This window comes from Ruegeria discodermiae, from assembly GCF_030758345.1.
Lineage (GTDB): Bacteria > Pseudomonadota > Alphaproteobacteria > Rhodobacterales > Rhodobacteraceae > Ruegeria_C.
In genome coordinates this window covers 402,315-419,410 of the sequence record NZ_JAVAMO010000002.1, presented here as the reverse complement: position 1 = coordinate 419,410, position 17,096 = coordinate 402,315, and the positions used below count along the sequence as shown (strand labels likewise).

Here is a 17,096-nt window from a genome sequence, read left to right as displayed (position 1 = left end):
GCCCTGCCACGCTGGATGTATGGCTTGATGAGATGCAATGCTAAGTTAGGCGAGCGGAGATGAGACTCTGCCTCGGCTTTTTGTCCGGCGACTCGATCGCCTGTATCGCTGCCGTGGCCAGAAACGCCCCGGCGTTCTGAACGTCTTCTTTTACAACTTTGATGGCTTCTCGAAAGTGCTTCAGGAAGGGTACGGCTTCTTTGGCAAAGACGTCCAGGTCCTTGCCAATCACGCGACCGGCGCGTTCGGCACCGACGCTGGCGAATATGGCTGAGGTGGAGGAGGGCGCGATGATGCCATCAATGTCGGCACGGTTTTGTAGAAAAGCCGCGATGCCCTGTTTGATATCCTCGCCGGTTACATCGCTGGTGATACCTGGAACGACTTCGAAAGTTGCATCAGATCGCGAAATCACCTCTCTAGCGCCTTTGAGCATATCCTGCGCGTAGTTCTGGTTCAGCGGCGGCGTCAGCATCGCGATGTTTTTGCGCCCCGAACCTATCAGGGTTTCCGCCGCGAGGTGACCGAAGGACGTGTTGTCGAAGTCGAAATAGGGGTGCAGGTCGCGCCATTTCGAGCGCCCATAAGTGGCAAAGGGAAACTTGCGCTCAAGCAGGTGGGCGACGCGCGGATCATCGACCTCGATGCGGTTAAGGATAAGTGCATCCGCCGACCCGGTTTCCAGGATGTAGCGGACAGGTTGCATCGGGTCTTCATCGGGAAAATAGGGCGTGACGATAAGGTGATAGCGGGTGTCCCGCAGCGCGTGCGCAATTGACGAGACGAGCTGTCCGGTATGATCTGTCACTTCGTGGTCCGAGCAGAGGACAATAGAGATCACGTTGGTTTTGCCAGTACGCAGGCGCAGTCCGGCCCGGTTTGGAATGTAACCGATCTGGGCCGCGATGGCGCGCACTTTCTCTTTGGTTGCCGTCCCGATATCGGGCGCATCGTTGAGCGCGCGCGACACGGTGGGCACCGCCAGCCCCGAAAGTTCGGCAATGGTGCGCAAAGTTGGTCGGCTTTTCCCGGATTCGGGCATTGAACAATTGGCCTTTCTGCTGATCCCGACCTTTGCAACTTAGTTTTTTGCGGCACAGCCCCAGCTTCCTCCCGGATAAACTAGTCCGCCTAGCTGCGCGTGTAAATCCGTTGCAAGAGGTTTCTAAATCGTTATAGTAGCGATCTATATCGATTTAGATTGGGAGGAATCAATGAATCGCTTGGCAAAGATGCTTGCTGGAACATTCCTGGCCGGAGCTGGAACAGCCCATGCGGCAGACCTGGAGGTCACGCATTGGTGGACATCTGGAGGAGAGGCCGCCGCCGTTTCTGAATTTGCAAAAGCCTTCAATGAGAATACCGATCACAACTGGATCGATGGAGCCATAGCGGGCTCGGGTGGTACGGCGCGCCCGATCATCATCAGCCGCATCATCGGAGGCGATCCGATGGGGGCCACTCAGCTAAACCATGGGCGTCAGGCCGAAGAGCTGATTGAGGCGGGATTGCTAACCGATCTGACGGAACTGGCCGAGCAGCAGGGGTGGAAGGACATTGTGAACCCGCCCTCGCTGCTGGAGGCCTGCACCTTCGAGGGCCGCATCTATTGCGTCCCGGTGAACATCCATTCCTGGCAGTGGATGTGGTTGAGCCACGGGGCCTATGACGCTGCGGGTATCCCCGTGCCATCTGACTGGAACGCGTTTATCGAGAGCGCTCCAAAACTGCAGGAAGCGGGTATCGTGCCGCTGGCCATAGGTCAGCAAAGCTGGCAGCAACGTGGCGCGTTTGATGTGCTTTCCGTTGCAATTGCGGGTGTCGACGCCTGGCGCAAAGTGGTTGTGAATCGCGATGTGGGCGCCGCGATGGGGCCGGAATATCAAAACGTCTTCGCGGCGATCGAAACAGCGCGCCAACTGGCCGCCGATTCAAATGTTCAGGACTGGAACCAGGCCACCAACATGGTCATTACCGGCAAGGCCGGAGCCCAGATCATGGGCGACTGGGCGCAGGGCGAGTTCCAGATTGCCGAACAGGTTGCCGGAGAGGATTACACTTGCCTGCCCGGTCTCGGTATGAACGAAGTTCTCGATACCGGAGGTGATGCTTTCTATTTCCCGGTCATCGACGACCCGGAAGTTCAGAAGGCGCAGTTGGAGCTCGCCTCGACACTAATTTCACCGGATGTGCAAGTGGCCTTCAACCTCAAGAAGGGCTCTCTGCCGGTGCGCGGCGATATAGACCTTTCAGCTGCAAATGACTGCATGCAAAAGGGGTTGGACATCCTCAAGGCTGGGGGCATTCTGCCATCGGGTGACATGAACCTAACCCCGGATACCCAGACACAGATCGAAGACCTGATGGCCGAGTTTTGGTCAACCGACATGTCAGCCGCGGATGCCCAGGCACATTATGCCGACCTGATCCGAGCCGCAGAATAAAGCGCAGCCACTCGCGCGCTGGTCCGGGGTCCTTGTGGCCCCGGGCTAGTGAAAACTGCGCGAAAGGACCCTTATGGCAGACCTGTCTTCCTCCCACTCGCCAGACGGAAAGCGTGCGCAGAGACCTATGTCGCTGTTTCGCAACCTGCCCGCCAAGATCGCCTCCATCCCCATGATACTGACCGCGCTGGTTGTTTTTGTAGGGGGCACTGCTTGGACGGTGGTTCACTCCTTCACCTCGTCCAAGTTGCTGCCCAACACGAAATTTGTCGGTTTCGATCAGTATGAACGTCTCTGGACGACGCGGCGCTGGCTGGTATCGATCGAGAACCTGGCGCTCTATGGGATGCTGTCGCTGATTTTCACGCTGGTTATCGGGTTCACGCTGGCCGCGCTGCTGGATCGCAAGATCCGCGGAGAGAACGTGTTCCGCACCATCTTCCTCTACCCCTTTGCGCTCAGCTTCATTGTCACCGGGCTGGCCTGGCAATGGATATTGAACCCCGATCTGGGGATTCAACACGTGGTGCGCGGGTTGGGTTGGGAAAGCTTCACCTTCAACCCGCTCAACGATCCCGACATCGTGATCTACGGCATTCTGATCGCAGGGCTCTGGCAGGGCACGGGGCTGATCATGGTGATCATGCTGGCCGGGTTGCGTGGCATCGACGAAGACATCTGGAAGGCCGCGCGGGTCGACGGGATCGGTACGATCAAGACCTATATCGTGGTGATCATCCCGATGATGCGACCGGTTTTTGTCACTGCGCTGGTTCTGATCATGAGTGGGATCATTAAGCTTTACGACCTGGTGGTCGCGCTGACCAATGGCGGGCCGGGCATCGCCTCGGAGGTGCCGGCGAAATACGTGATCCAGTACATGTTTCGCGCGCAGAATCTGGGGCAGGGTTTTGCCGCTTCGACCATGATGCTGGTTTCAGTGGCGATCATTCTGATCCCGTGGGCCTATCTGGAATTCGGAGGGCGCAAACGTGGTTGATCTGACCTCCTCCCCTTATGCCGAGGGGCCACGCGGCCCCAAGCCTCGGCGCAGCTTTAGCCGGGCGAATATCTTTCTTTATGGCACGTTGATCGTGGTGTCGGTTTATTATCTGCTGCCGCTCTATGTGATGGTTGTCACCTCGCTGAAGGGGATGCCGGAAATCCGGGCGGGCAACATCTTTTCGCCGCCGCTTGAGATCACCTTTCAGCCCTGGGTCAAGGCCTGGGCGCAAGCCTGTACCGGCATCAATTGCGATGGGCTCAGCCGGGGCTTCTGGAATTCGGTCAAGATTCTGATCCCGTCGATTGTGCTGTCCATCGCCGTAGCCTCGGTCAACGGCTACGCGTTGGCGCGCTGGAAATTCAAGGGCTCAGAAGTGTTCTTCACCATCCTCATCGTGGGCGCCTTCATTCCCTATCAGACGATGCTCTACCCGCTCGTGATCATCCTGCGCGAGATCGGGTTGATGGGCGACCTTTCGGGATTGGTCCTGGTGCATACGATCTTCGGCATGCCGATCCTGACACTGTTGTTTCGTAACTATTTCGCCTCGATCCCCGAAGATCTGCACAAGGCCGCACGGGTCGATGGCGCCGGGTTCTGGAGCATCTATTTCCGTATCATGTTGCCGATGTCCCTGCCGATTTTCGTGGTGGCGATCATCCTGCAAGTCACTGGTATCTGGAATGATTTCCTGTTCGGCGTGATCTACACCAAGCCTGAAACCTACCCGATGACGGTGCAGCTCAACAACATCGTCAACTCGGTGCAGGGCGTGAAGGAATATAATGTCAACATGGCCGCCACCTTGCTGACCGGGCTTGTTCCACTCGTCATCTACTTTGTCTCCGGCAAACTGTTCGTGCGTGGCATCGCTGCTGGCGCCGTGAAGGGTTAATCATGCATTCTGTCGAAATTCGCGATCTGGATCTGAGCTTTGGCGCCATCGAGGTGCTCAAGGGTTTGAACCTGAACATTGAAGACGGAGAGTTCCTGGTTCTGCTCGGTTCGTCCGGCTGCGGAAAGTCCACATTGCTGAACTGTATCGCCGGACTGCTGGAGGTCACCGATGGCCAGATTTTCATCAAGGACCGCAATGTAACCTGGGAGGAACCCTCGGACCGGGGCATCGGCATGGTGTTTCAGTCTTACGCGCTCTATCCGCAGATGACGGTCGAGGGGAACTTGTCCTTTGGCCTGAAAAACGCGCGAATGTCCAAGGACGAGATTGCAAAGCGCGTGGGACGGGCGGCAGAGATTTTACAGATCAAACCGCTGCTCAAACGCAAACCCGCAGCTTTGTCAGGCGGACAACGACAGCGTGTGGCCATTGGTCGGGCGCTTGTTCGCGATGCGGATGTGTTCCTGTTCGACGAGCCACTCAGCAATCTCGACGCCAAGCTGCGCGCTGACCTGCGGGTCGAGATCAAACGCCTGCATCAACAGCTGAAAAACACGATCATCTATGTGACCCATGATCAGGTCGAGGCTCTGACGCTGGCCGACCGGATCGCCGTGATGAAGGGCGGGCAAATCCAGCAGCTGGCCTCGCCAACGGAGATATATAACCGGCCGGGCAACCGCTATGTGGCGGATTTCGTTGGCTCACCGGCGATGAATTTTGTCGAAGGCCTCTTGATCGAGGATCGGTTCGAAGCCAGGGATCAGGTGCTGTCAATCCGGGACTATCCCTTTGCCAAACAGCCTGGCGGCCTAGCTACAATGGGCATCCGTCCCGAACATGTGGCAACTGGCGCTGCTGCTGAGGCGTTATCATTCAACACTGACGTACCCGTCGAAGTCATTGAACCGATGGGCTCGGACACGCTCGCCTGGACCCGCCTCGCGGATGAGCCATTTCGCGTGCGGCTTGATGGTCAAACCAGCATTCGGCCCGGTGACCGGCTGAAGATCGGTATCGACCTGTCAAAAGCCTCGTTCTTTGACGCAGAAACCGAGGTGCGCCTGTGAAGGATATCATCGGTGACAGATCCATTGACCTCACAGGTCCATGGAGGATGCATGACGCAGAGGGCGTGCATGATCTCATGATCAACCTGCCGGGTGACGGGATCACGGCGTTGCACAATGCCGGTGCGATCCCCGAGCCGTATTTTGGTCGCAACGAATATGAACTGCGCTGGATCGCCGAGCGGGACTGGGTGTTCGAGCGCCGCTTTCAATTGGAAAACTCCGCATTTTATCTGCACCTGTCCGAGGTCGACACCGTCGCCGAGATCACGCTGAACGGGATGCCGGTGTCGCAATCCGAAAATGTGTTCCGAAGCCATCGCGTCGATGTGTCGGATGCGGCGCGTTCGGGTGAGAACACCTTGCAGATCACGATAAGATCCAGTGTGAATGAGGGCGCGGCGCGCCAGGCGGCGCTACCTTACCCTGTACCCAGCCATCCCCGGAATTGCCCGATCCCCAACGGCAATATGCTGCGCAAGGTGCAATGCGATTTCGGTTGGGACTGGAACATCGCACTGGCCCCGTTTGGCATCTATGGCGAAATGCGGTTGGTCCCCAAGGACGCACCAAGCTTTTCACGACTCCGAACCACGCAACATCATGCCGAGGGGCACGTCACCCTGACCGTTCGGGCGCAGCTTGATGGGGCCGATAAGGCCGATGTGACCCTCGCCGGAGAAACGCAATCCGTCTCATCCGATGCCAGCGGCGGGATCACTGCGGACTTCGTCATCAACAGCCCCGAACTTTGGTGGCCGAGGGGGCTTGGCGCGCAAACCTTGCATGAGTTGACGCTCACCTCCGGCCCTACGAGCGAAACCCGCAAGGTCGGGCTGCGAAACATAGAACTCATCACCGAGCCAGATGAGATCGGTACCAGCTTCAAGCTGCGTGTGAATGGCGTTGATGTGTTCTGTCGAGGTGCGAACTGGATACCTGCCGATGCGCTGCCGGGCAGGATCACGCCTGAGAAGACCCGCGATCTGCTGCAATCGGCGGTCGACGCCAACATGAACATGCTGCGTATTTGGGGTGGCGGACGGTACGAGCCGGACAGCTTTTATGAAGCCTGCGACGAGCTGGGTCTGATGATCTGGCAGGACGCGATGTTCTCCTGCAACCTTTATCCGGCGCATGATGCGTTCCTGAACGACGTCCATAATGAGCTTTGCGAACAGGCTGCCCGCCTTTCGACCCATGCCTGTCTTGCGCTCTGGTGTGGTGACAATGAACTGGTCGGCGCGCTGGGGTGGTATGAGGAAAGCGTCAAGGATCGCGACCGGTATCTGGTCGCTTATGACCGGCTGAACCGCACGATCGAGCGTGCGATCAATGACACGCTGGGCGAGGATGTGAATTGGTGGCCGTCCTCTCCATCGCTCGGGCCGCTCAATTTCGGCGATGGCTGGCATGACGATCAGGCAGGCGACATGCATTTCTGGTCGGTCTGGCACGAGCGCCGCGATTTCGACCATTACCGCGATGTGGCACCGAGGTTCTGCAGCGAGTTCGGATTCCAATCCTACCCGTCGATGGATGTGATCCGCAGTTTCGCTACCGAGCGGGACTTCAACATCGCCGCTCCGGTACTGGAAAGCCATCAGAAAAACGCGGGCGGCAATGCGCGGATCGCAGAGACCATGTTCCGCTATTTCCGGTTCCCGGAAGGATTCGAGAACTTCGTATATCTCAGTCAGATTCAGCAGGGGCTTGCGATCAAAACCGCCGTGTCGCACTGGCGGGCGCAAAAACCGCGTTGCATGGGCACGCTTTATTGGCAATTGAACGACACCTGGCCGGTGGCGAGCTGGTCTTCGCTGGATTACGGCGGCGGCTGGAAGCTGTTGCATCACATGGCGCGCCGTTTCTATGCCCCGGTCGCTGTGACTGTGGTGCCCACGCGCGATGGATACAATTTGGTGGCCGTCAACGATACGGCAACCCCGGTGACTGTCAGCTTATCCGTCGCTGCCCTCCGTCTTAATGGCAGCGAGCGACCGGTTGGCAAGGCCAGGTGCGGCGTCGCGACAGATGCCGCCGCAACCCTATTGCAAATCCCAAAGACCGCGTTGGCGGCGGATGAAATCCTGCTCTATCGCATGACCTTGCCGGATGGGTCGGTGCAGACCGACCACTACGCGCCGCTGCCCTATAAGTCCTATGATCTGCTTCAAACGGGCCTGCGCCTGACAACACAGCGGGCAGGTGATCAGATCGAGTTGACGCTGAGCGCCGACCGGCCAGCGCTTTATGCCGGCATTGAGGCGGATCAGCCCGGACGCTTTTCTGACAATGCGCTGCTGGTACTGCCGGGTGCGCCACGACACCTGACATTCACGCCATCAATATCCGGGGCGGACCCCCAATTCACCCTGCGCGATCTGCACTCTGCCACCTATGGCGAGACCTCAAAAGGATAACTCATGACCGCTTTCGGCTATCAGCTTTATAGTTCTCGGAACTTTCCGCCCCTCACAGACACGCTGCCCATGCTGGCTGGACTTGGGTACGAAGAGATTGAGGGATACGGGGCGCTGTTTCAGGACGCAAACCTGCTGCGTGAACTACGCATAGCAATGGAGCAAACCGGGTTACGCATGCCAACCGCCCATTTCGGGGTGGATTTTGTCCGACAATCCCCGACCGAGGTGACCGGCCTCTGCCGCCAAATCGGTATCGAGACGGTGTTCTTTCCATTTCTGATGCCCGAGAAGCGGCCGAGCGATGCGCAAGGTTGGGAGGCCTTCGGCAAATCCCTGTCCGAGATCGGCAAGCCGTTGCAGGACGCGGGGTTGGCCTTTGGCTGGCACAATCACGATTTCGAATTGGCCGATCTAGGCGTGCCCGAGGCGCCGCTTGATCTGATTCTGCAAGCCTCAGAGGATTTGGTGCTGGAACTGGATGTCGCCTGGGTCGCAAGGGGCGGGCGCGATCCGTTTGACTATATCAGCCGCTACAAGGATCGACTCCGCGCCGCGCATATTAAGGATACCGCGCCGGATGGTGCTTGCGCGGACGAAGACGGCTGGGCCGATGTTGGCCAGGGAACGCTGGACTGGGTCAGCCTACACGCTGCCCTGCAGGGCACCTCAACAAGGCATTTCATCATGGAACATGACAATCCATCCGATCATGTCCGTTTCGCAACGCGGTCGCTGGCCGCCGCCAGATCACTTGGAGAGGGTCAGTGATGGAGCATATGGGCGTTGGTATTATCGGCGCAGGGAACATTTCGGCTGCGTATCTGCGGCTGGCTCCGCTGTTCAGAGGCTTCGCAATCCGCGCGATTGCCGATTTGGATATGGAAGCGGCCGCTGCACGCGCGGCGGAGTTCGGAATTCGGGCGGAAACGGTCGACACGTTGCTGGCGGCAGACGATGTTGATGTCGTGGTAAACCTTACTATCCCCGCGGCGCATTTTGAGGTGACCAAAGCAATCCTCAAAGCAGGAAAACACGCGTATTCGGAAAAGCCCGTTGTCCTGACCAAATCCGAGGGCGAAGCCCTGTCCGCATTGGCTGCAGAGCACAATCTGCGTGTCGGCTCGGCACCTGACACGTTCCTGGGGGGCAGCCATCAGCAGGCCAGACATTTGCTCGACGATGGGGCCATCGGCAGGGTCGTCTCAGGGACGGCCTATGTGATGGGTCCGGGTATGGAACATTGGCATCCCAATCCCGACTTTTTCTTTCTGCCCGGCGCAGGGCCGGTTCTGGACATCGGGCCGTATTACATCACCAACCTGATAAATCTGCTTGGTCCGGTCCGGCAGGTGGCAGCTCTGTCGCAGACGGCCTTTTCAGAGCGTACAATCACTTCGGAGCCGCGCCGCGGGGAAACGGTTCCTGTCAAGACGCCAACAACGCTCATGGCGCTGCTGGAATTTGAAAGCGGTGCCGTCATTACACTGGGCGCAAGCTGGGACGTGAAGGCGCATGCCCATAGCAATATGGAGCTGTATGGCAGCCATGGCTCGCTGCTGGTACCGGACCCGAATTTCTTTGGCGGTGCGCTGAGCATGGCGGGCGAGGATGGCCAGTTTCAGTCCATTGACCCCTGGGACCACCCGTTCGGGGTTCCCAACGAAGGTGTCGAGGGCACCGATCCCCGCGCAAACTACCGTTGTGCAGGGCTGGCCGATATGATCGCTAGCCTCCAATCTGACACGCCCCATCGTTGCGCGCTTGAGTTAGCGGTGCATAGCGTTGATGTGATGACGGCAATCTTGCAGTCGGCTGAGAGCGGTGAATTCGTCAATATGACCACAACTTGCCAGCGACCTGCACCCTTGCCGCCTGAACTGGCTTCGAGAATCTTAGAGTCTGAAAGACATTCAGCGAGCTCTGTTTGATCAAATCGACCCATTTGAGAGGCCCGTTTGCGCATGTTGCCAAGCTGGTGGGATAACCCGCGCTAGCGCAAGAGTCGCACCGCCCTGCGCTAAGTGTTCTGTCCCGGCGTCGTAATTTTGAAACCCGGAAAAATGTTGCAGTCCCTGCGTTTTTTTTGGATGTTGAAAATCCGACGCACATTCCTTCGAAAGATCGAACCCGGAAGCGCTGCGTGCGAGGCAGTCAAATTTGTGAGACCGGGACGAGATGTCGCTTGAGGACCCCTTCACTGACCTCAAAATAGAAACGCAGTCGTCCGGGTTTTATAAGGGCTATAGCCTACCGATTGCCCTGGTCAGCAAACTGTCCGTGTCGCTGTTGGTCCTTTGGGCGCTGGTCTGGCCATTTGCGGCGAATGATACACTGCGATCATGGAAATCGGGGTTGTTGAGCGAGTTCAACACATTCTACGATGTTTCGGTCGGTCTGTTTGCATTCTTCCTGTTGCTAATCGCGCTCATACCTGCAACCGGTCGCATGCGGCTCGGGGCCGAAGATGAACGGCCCGAATTCTCGAACTTCTCGTGGTTTTCGATGATGTTTGGTGCGGGTCTGGGTGTGGGCCTGATGGTCTATGCAACGGCCGAGCCGCTGGGCCTGTGGGAAACCAACCCGCTGACCGTGTCAGGGGAAGTCGCGCCCAAGAGCGAGGAGGCCATCGAGGGGGCCTACCGCTATACGTTTCTGCACACTGGCTTCCATGCCTGGGCCATCTATGTGGTCACCGGCCTCAGCCTGGCCTACTACGCGTATACACGCGATATGCCGCTGACGATCCGCGCGGCGTTGACCCCGCTACTCGGAGAATATGCCAACGGGGTTGCGGGTCATGTGATCGATATCCTCGGCGTCGTGGCAACGATACTGGGCGTGGCTGTGACGATTGGGTATGGCGTGTCTCAACTGGTGGATGGCGCGTTTCTGATCACCGGCATGCAATGGCTTGTGGACGGTGCCCAAGCCACAGCGAACCCGTCGACCGCCGGGCTGATCGCCGCGCTGGCACTGGTTATGATGATGTCGACACTCTCGGCCGTTTCCGGGGTCGGGCGCGGCGTCAAATACCTGTCGAATATCAACCTGGTTTTGTCTCTGGTGTTACTGGCGGTCTTCATTGCCTTCGGCTCATTTTCTTTTGCAATGACGACCTATGCCGCCGCTTTGGTGGACTATATCGCAAATTTCATACCGCTGAGTTTTCAGGCTTACAGTCCGATGTCACAGGCGGATTTCGCGTCCGTTCTGCCTGCCGAGGCAGCGCCTTTTGTCGGGGAACTGTTCACGGGCGCAACAGATGCCTGGGGAACAAAAGAGACCTTTCTGGACGCGTTGAGCGCTGATGCCGCTGGTCTCTCCGATCAGACCAAAGCCGCGGCTTATGAGGCGGGCACACAGGGGCGGTTGTTTGAGTGGCAGGCCGGGTGGACGACATTCTACTGGGCGTGGTGGATCGCGTTTTCACCTTTTGTCGGTCTGTTTCTGGCGCGTATCTCCAAGGGACGCACAGTGCGCGAATTCATAATCGGGGCGGTCGTTGCGCCGTCCCTGGTGTGTTTTGCCTGGATGACAATTCTGGGGGGATCGGCCATCGATCTGGAATTGAACGGGGGTGCCAACGGAGCAATCCTTGCCGCGTCCACCACGGCCACATTGTTTGTCACGCTGGGCGAAATGATCTCGGGTCATTTTTTGACGATCATAAGCATCATGTGTGTGCTGTTGACCATGACATTTCTGGTCACGTCAGCTGATTCCGGCATCCTGGTTATGAACACCATCATGTCGGGTGGATCAGAGGATACCGGATTGTTGCATCGCATCATTTGGGGTGTTTTGCTGACGCTGGTGATTGGGACACTACTGATTGCTGGTGGCGGTGGCTTGGAGGCACTGACAAACTCGATGATCATCGGCGCATTGCCATTTAGCGTTGTTTTGCTGCTCATGTGTGTCTCGCTGGCCAAGGCGATGATCAACGACCTGCGCCGATCAAGTAACGAAGAGCACCCGGACATGTCGAACTGACCGGGTATTGCCGAATTGTTAACGTTGGGAGGGTCTTTCTTAATCTTTGACGTGTGCTGGTCTTAATCTGTTATCTCTAAGTCTGTCGGAACCGTCAAAGAACTACGCTGCATCTCCTTAGCGATAACGATCACGTATCTTTACGGCCATACTGAATAGCAAACGGCTCTAACACCACGATCCCGCCAAGCAATTGGCATGTTCGGACGTCCAGAGTGCGATGCACTCCCCATACAGCCAAGAAGGGGCGCATGATGTTTGACGCACAGGTTTACGCACCGCTTTTTGAGCCGGTCCGGCTGGGGCCGGTCACTGCAAAAAACCGCTTTTACCAGGTGCCGCATTGCACCGGGCTGGGGCACGTGCGACCACGGGCCGAGGCCGCGCTGCGCGGCATGAAGGCCGAAGGCGGCTGGGGGGTCGTTTCGACGCAGGAAACCGAGATTCATCCCACTTCGGATTTGTCGCCTTATGCCGAAGGCCGTTTGTGGGACGCGCGAGATGTTCCGGCATTGCGCTTGATGACTGACGCGGTTCACGAGCATGGCGCGCTGGCTGCCATTCAACTGGTTCATAACGGCAATCACGCAACGAACCTGCTGTCGCGCGCACCGGTTCTGGCGCCGTCGGACATGTCGATCAGCACGGCACAACCAAAACAGGGTCGCGCGATGGACAAGGCCGATATCCGCGCCCTTCGGCAATGGCATAGGGACGCCGCGCTGCGCGCAAAAGAGGCCGGGTTCGACATCGTCTATGTCTATGCCGGGCATGGGATGACGCTCGCGCAGCACTTCCTGCTGCCACATATGAACAGCCGCAGCGATGAGTATGGCGGATCACTGGAAAACCGTGTGCGCCTGACCCGCGAGTTGCTGGAGGACACGCGCGATGCCGTCGGGGATACTTGCGCGATTGCCCTGCGCTTTGCCATAGACGAGATGCAGGGACCCGACGGGATGCAGGCCGCCGAGGAGGGCCGTGCTGTGGTCGAATTGTTGGCCGATCTGCCCGATATCTGGGACGTGAATGTCTCTGACTGGTCCAACGATTCCGCAACCACGCGCTTTCAGCCCCAGGACGGATACCAGAATGAGTATCTGTCATTCGTGAAGCAGACCACCAACAAGCCGGTTGTGGGTGTTGGGCGGCTGACCTCGCCAGACATGATGGTTTCGATGCTGCGCAAAGGCATCGTTGACCTAATCGGCGCGGCACGCCCCTCGATTGCTGACCCGTTTATTCCGCGCAAGATCGAGGAAGGGCGCATTGACGAGATCCGCGAATGCATCGGTTGCAACATCTGCGCCGCCTCTGATGCGCTCGGCGTTCCGATCCGCTGCACCCAGAACCCGACGATGGGCGAGGAATGGCGGCGTGGCTGGCACCCCGAATACATCTCCCCACGTAAGCGTGCGGTCGAAACACTGGTTGTTGGGAGCGGCCCGGCAGGTCTGGAATGCGCCCTGCAATTGGCGCGTCGCGGCTATGAGGTGACACTGGCCGAGGCAGACCCAGAGTTCGGCGGTAGAGTTCTGCGTGAGAGCAGATTGCCGGGGCTTGCGGCCTGGTCACGGGTTGCGGACTACCGGCTAAACGAGCTGCGGCAGCGTGCTAATGTTCAGATGTTCACCAACAGTGCTCTCGACGCCGCCCAAGTGGCTGAGCTTGGCATCCCGCATGTGTTCCTTGCGACCGGTTCGTCATGGCGCTCTGATGGGTTAGGCCGCAGCACGCGGCGGCGCCCGCCCCAAATCAAACCGTCGGCCAAGGTATTTACGCCAGATGACATCATGTCAGGCGTTGTTCCTGACGGACCTGTCATGGTCTATGATGACGATCATATCTATCTCGCGGGTGTCATTGCTGAGAAGCTGGCGCTGGCGGGGCGCAAGGTGGTGTTCGTAACGCCCGAAAGCCTTGTGTCGTGCTTTTCTGTCAACACGCTGGAACAGTATCGCATTCAGGCTCGGCTCATTGAGCTGGACATCGACATTCGATGCAATCAGGTGCTGCACATGGTCGGCGATCACGAGGCGACCGTGGCTTGCGGATTTTCGGCGCGGCAAAGCGAGATGGATTGCGCCTCTGCCGTGCTGGTTACCGAGCGGCATCGAAACACCACACTATTCGGAGCGCTGCGCGGCACGGGTCTGGAAACGCTTGAACTCGTTGGCGATGCGGCGGCTCCGGGACTGATCGCGGATGCCGTCTTTGCCGGCCACCGCGCCGCGCGTGACTTTGAACGCCCAAAATCCGAGGCCGAACAAGACTGGTTCCGCCGGGAAATCACTGATCTGCGGGAGGACGCGATATGACGGACAGAATTGAGACCGGGAAAGCCACCCCTGACACAAGCCGTCGTCGCCGCGGCGGTGGTCGCGCTGCGCGTATCGCGCTGCAAGAAGCGACAACGGGCAACGAAGCGGTGCATGGCGGGCTGGCAGGTGGTCGTTATCGCCCTTTGTCGCAGACGGATATGGAGAGCATTCACCACTCCGCTCTGACCGTGCTGGAACAAACCGGGCTGGCAGATCACTTCCCGGAATTGCTGGACCTCGTTCTGCCAAAGGGTGCCGTTCTGAACGAACATGACCGTTTGTGCTTTCCCCGCGCACTGATGGAAGATGTTCTGTCAAACGCGGCCAAGGAATACTACGTCTTCGCGCGCGGTGAGCGGGCGGGCAAGGATGACATGCATTGCACGGCCGAGAGCGTCTACTTCGCCAATTCCGGCACGGCCGTCACTACATTCGACGCGAAAACAAAGTCTTATCGGCCCTCCGATCTGCGGGACATCTATGATTTCACCCGTCTTGTAGACAAGCTGGACAACATCCACATGCTGGGGGCCACGGTGCTGGCGACCGATGTCCCTGACGATTTCACTCATGACATGAACATGGTCTATGCCATGCTGTCGGCCAGCCAGAAACCGGCCTGTATGGCCTTTCGTGATCGCAGCCATATCCCCCATGCAATCCGGATGTTTGATCTGGCATCCGGTGGCGAAGGGGCTTTCATGAAAAAGCCTTCGGTGATCTTTGGCGGCTGTCCTATTGTCTCGCCTCTGCGGATCGGGCGGGAGAATATGGAAATCCTGATCGACACGGCCAAGCTAGGACTAACCGTCGATCTGGCTGTGCCGCCCCAAGCGGGTGCTACTGCACCGGCAACCTTGGCGGGTACTCTGGTTCAGGCGGTTGCCGAAACCCTGGCCTGTGTCGCCATCGCGAACCTGATCACCCCGGGCTGCCCGGTCAGCTTTGCCGCATGGCCCTTCATCACGGACCTGCGCAGTGGCTCGTTTACCGGGGGCAGCGGCGAACAGGCTCTGATCGGGGCAGCGGCGGTTCAGATGGGCAACTACTATGGCCTGCCCACATCGGTGGGTGCGGGAATGACCGATGCGAAGCTACCGGACGCGCAATACGGGCTGGAAAAGGCGCTCACCTTTGCGCTGGCCGCCCATGCCGGAGCCAACCGGGTCTGCGAATTCGGCGGAATGCTGGGCAGCCTCATGGGATGCAGCTTTGAAAGTATGGTCATAGACAACGAGGCCGGCGGTATGATCCTGCGCTCGCTGCGGGGTATCGAGGTGACGGATGAGACCATGGCCGTAGATATCATCCATAAATGCGCGATCGAGCCGGGGCATTTCCTAGGGAACCCGCACACGCTTCAGTTCATGAACTCTGAATTCGTGTATCCGCAATTGATGGATCGCGAACGCACAGACACTTGGGAAAACCAGGGTCGCGTCGATTTGCTGGAGCGGGCAGGAGAGAGTGCCGACGCCATTCTAACGGATCATTTCCCGAATTATTTTGGACTGGCAGACCGGCAGATCCGCGAGGAGTTTCCAATTATCCTGAGTGCAGCGGAAATGCGAACCTCCAGAAGCTGAATCCGGTTCGGAAGCTGTAGACTCCAGCTGCATGGAACAGATCAGGCAGAACATGCCGCTTTGGGGATGAAACTTCGCTGATGTCGTGAAGTTTTCCGCTCCAGCATTCCTGCTAGTCTACGTCTCACCAACGCTGGCCTTGCCAGGCTGAGTAGCCCTGTTCGACATGACCTAGTTCGTTGCCTTGGTTTTTACGCGTAGCTTGGAAAAGCCGTGAATGTTGAAGACCTTGAAGAGTGGGAACTCCGTCTCGGTCAATTCAAAGCTGTCCATGTGCTTCAAGAACGCTTCCAGACCCAACCGGGCTTCCAGCTTTGCCAATTGTAAACCCGCGCACATATGCCGACCAGTGGCGAAGGCCAGATGGTGAATGTGATCGCGGGTGATGTCGAAAGTGGTTGGATCAGGAAACGCTTCGGGGTCCCTGTTGGCCGATGCGATGACGGGTAGAAGCAGATCCCCTTTCGGGATCGTCTTGCCTCCGACCTCGACATCCTCCAGCGCAAAGCGGCCAATGAACTGGATTGGGCCATGCAGCCGCATGATCTCTTCCACCGCATTGGTCATCATCGTCGGATTGTCACGGATCAGAGCCACTTGGTCAGGATGCTCGAAGAAGAGGCGCATCCCATGTCCCAATGTGGCCGTGGTGGTCTCATTTCCGGCCGCCAGCATCAGGATCGTATTTGCCAGCACTTCATTGTTGGACAGCACTTCGCCGTCTGCTTCCGCCTCAGCGAGCGTACGCAGCAAGGCGGAGCTGTCATCGTTTCTCAGCTCTTCAATACGTTGCAACAAATATGCGCGGAACTCGCTGATGGAGTTCATCCCACGTTCCATCACCTCGGTGCTGACAGACGTATAAAAGTCTACCGCGACGGCGGCGTAGTCATCGCTCCAGGCTTTGACTTGTGGGCGCATTTCCGGCGGAATCCCGACGATTTCCGAAATTACGGTGATTGGAAGCGGCACCGCGAAATCCTGCACCAAATCTGCCTCCCCGCTGTTTACACAGGCGGTCATCAATCGGTCTGCCAAGGCTTCGATCCATTGCGTGTAGGTATCGACCTCCGTTCGGGTGAAGGCCGCGTGGACCAGATTCCGGATGCGGGTATGATCATCGCCATCCATGTGCGACAGCAAGCCATCAAAATCGTCAAATACCGGTGTAAAACGTTCGGCGTAATGCGCGCGAACGGGTGTCACACGGTCGACTGAAAACCGCGGGTCTTTCAGGATCTTTCGGATGTCCTTGTTCCGGGTGATGACCCAGCCATTCAAAGACGCATCGAAGTGTACCGGGTCTTTCTCGCGAAGCTCTTCGTAGACCGGAAACGGATCCTGTCCCATAT

General features: G+C 58.0%; 12 protein-coding genes. 10 read left to right on the top strand and 2 right to left on the bottom strand.

The window, feature by feature from the left end:
* Positions 1-40: 40 nt before the first annotated feature.
* Positions 41-1,042 carry a LacI family transcriptional regulator gene (locus Q5Y75_RS08925; RefSeq protein ID WP_306196411.1) on the bottom strand — a complete coding sequence of 334 codons (1,002 nt, stop codon included), beginning with the start codon at positions 1,040-1,042 and terminating at the stop codon, positions 41-43.
* Between the two features lie 172 nt (positions 1,043-1,214).
* On the opposite strand from Q5Y75_RS08925, the gene Q5Y75_RS08920 reads away from it, so the two are divergent.
* The 10 genes from Q5Y75_RS08920 to Q5Y75_RS08875 all read left to right on the top strand — a co-directional run bounded on the left by Q5Y75_RS08920 (position 1,215) and on the right by Q5Y75_RS08875 (position 15,744).
* Positions 1,215-2,444 (top strand): ABC transporter substrate-binding protein, encoded by a 1,230-nt coding sequence (locus tag Q5Y75_RS08920; protein WP_306196409.1) that lies wholly within the window; start codon positions 1,215-1,217, stop codon positions 2,442-2,444.
* Between the two features lie 127 nt (positions 2,445-2,571).
* Positions 2,572-3,444: a carbohydrate ABC transporter permease gene (locus tag Q5Y75_RS08915; RefSeq protein ID WP_306196408.1), complete on the top strand. Its 873-nt coding sequence runs from the start codon at positions 2,572-2,574 to the stop codon at positions 3,442-3,444.
* A complete protein-coding gene (locus Q5Y75_RS08910) occupies positions 3,437-4,345 on the top strand; it encodes a carbohydrate ABC transporter permease (RefSeq protein ID WP_306196406.1) in 909 nt (302 codons plus the stop codon). The genes Q5Y75_RS08915 and Q5Y75_RS08910 overlap by 8 nt, the downstream gene beginning before the upstream one ends.
* A complete protein-coding gene (locus tag Q5Y75_RS08905; RefSeq protein WP_371933244.1) occupies positions 4,345-5,418 on the top strand; it encodes an ABC transporter ATP-binding protein in 1,074 nt (357 codons plus the stop codon). Before Q5Y75_RS08910 ends, Q5Y75_RS08905 begins: the two co-directional genes overlap by 1 nt.
* 47 nt (positions 5,419-5,465) lie before the next feature.
* Complete coding sequence (locus tag Q5Y75_RS08900; protein WP_306196402.1) at positions 5,466-7,841, top strand: beta-mannosidase; 2,376 nt, start codon at positions 5,466-5,468, stop codon at positions 7,839-7,841.
* A gap of 3 nt (positions 7,842-7,844) precedes the next feature.
* The gene (locus tag Q5Y75_RS08895; RefSeq protein WP_306196400.1) at positions 7,845-8,612 is read left to right on the top strand and encodes a sugar phosphate isomerase/epimerase family protein; all 768 of its coding nucleotides are present in this window, start codon (positions 7,845-7,847) and stop codon (positions 8,610-8,612) included.
* Complete coding sequence (locus Q5Y75_RS08890; RefSeq protein WP_306196485.1) at positions 8,612-9,772, top strand: Gfo/Idh/MocA family protein; 1,161 nt, start codon at positions 8,612-8,614, stop codon at positions 9,770-9,772. Before Q5Y75_RS08895 ends, Q5Y75_RS08890 begins: the two co-directional genes overlap by 1 nt.
* A 247-nt stretch (positions 9,773-10,019) precedes the next feature.
* The gene (locus Q5Y75_RS08885; RefSeq protein WP_306196398.1) at positions 10,020-11,837 is read left to right on the top strand and encodes a BCCT family transporter; all 1,818 of its coding nucleotides are present in this window, start codon (positions 10,020-10,022) and stop codon (positions 11,835-11,837) included.
* Between the two features lie 254 nt (positions 11,838-12,091).
* Complete coding sequence (locus Q5Y75_RS08880; protein ID WP_371933243.1) at positions 12,092-14,155, top strand: oxidoreductase; 2,064 nt, start codon at positions 12,092-12,094, stop codon at positions 14,153-14,155.
* On the top strand, positions 14,152-15,744 hold the full coding sequence (locus Q5Y75_RS08875; RefSeq protein ID WP_306196393.1) for a trimethylamine methyltransferase family protein: 1,593 nt from the start codon (positions 14,152-14,154) through the stop codon (positions 15,742-15,744). The genes Q5Y75_RS08880 and Q5Y75_RS08875 overlap by 4 nt, the downstream gene beginning before the upstream one ends.
* 171 nt (positions 15,745-15,915) lie before the next feature.
* Here Q5Y75_RS08875 and Q5Y75_RS08870 read toward each other — a convergent pair whose 3' ends face one another.
* A complete protein-coding gene (locus tag Q5Y75_RS08870; RefSeq protein ID WP_306196391.1) occupies positions 15,916-16,950 on the bottom strand; it encodes a cytochrome P450 in 1,035 nt (344 codons plus the stop codon).
* Between the last annotated feature and the right edge of the window lie 146 nt (positions 16,951-17,096).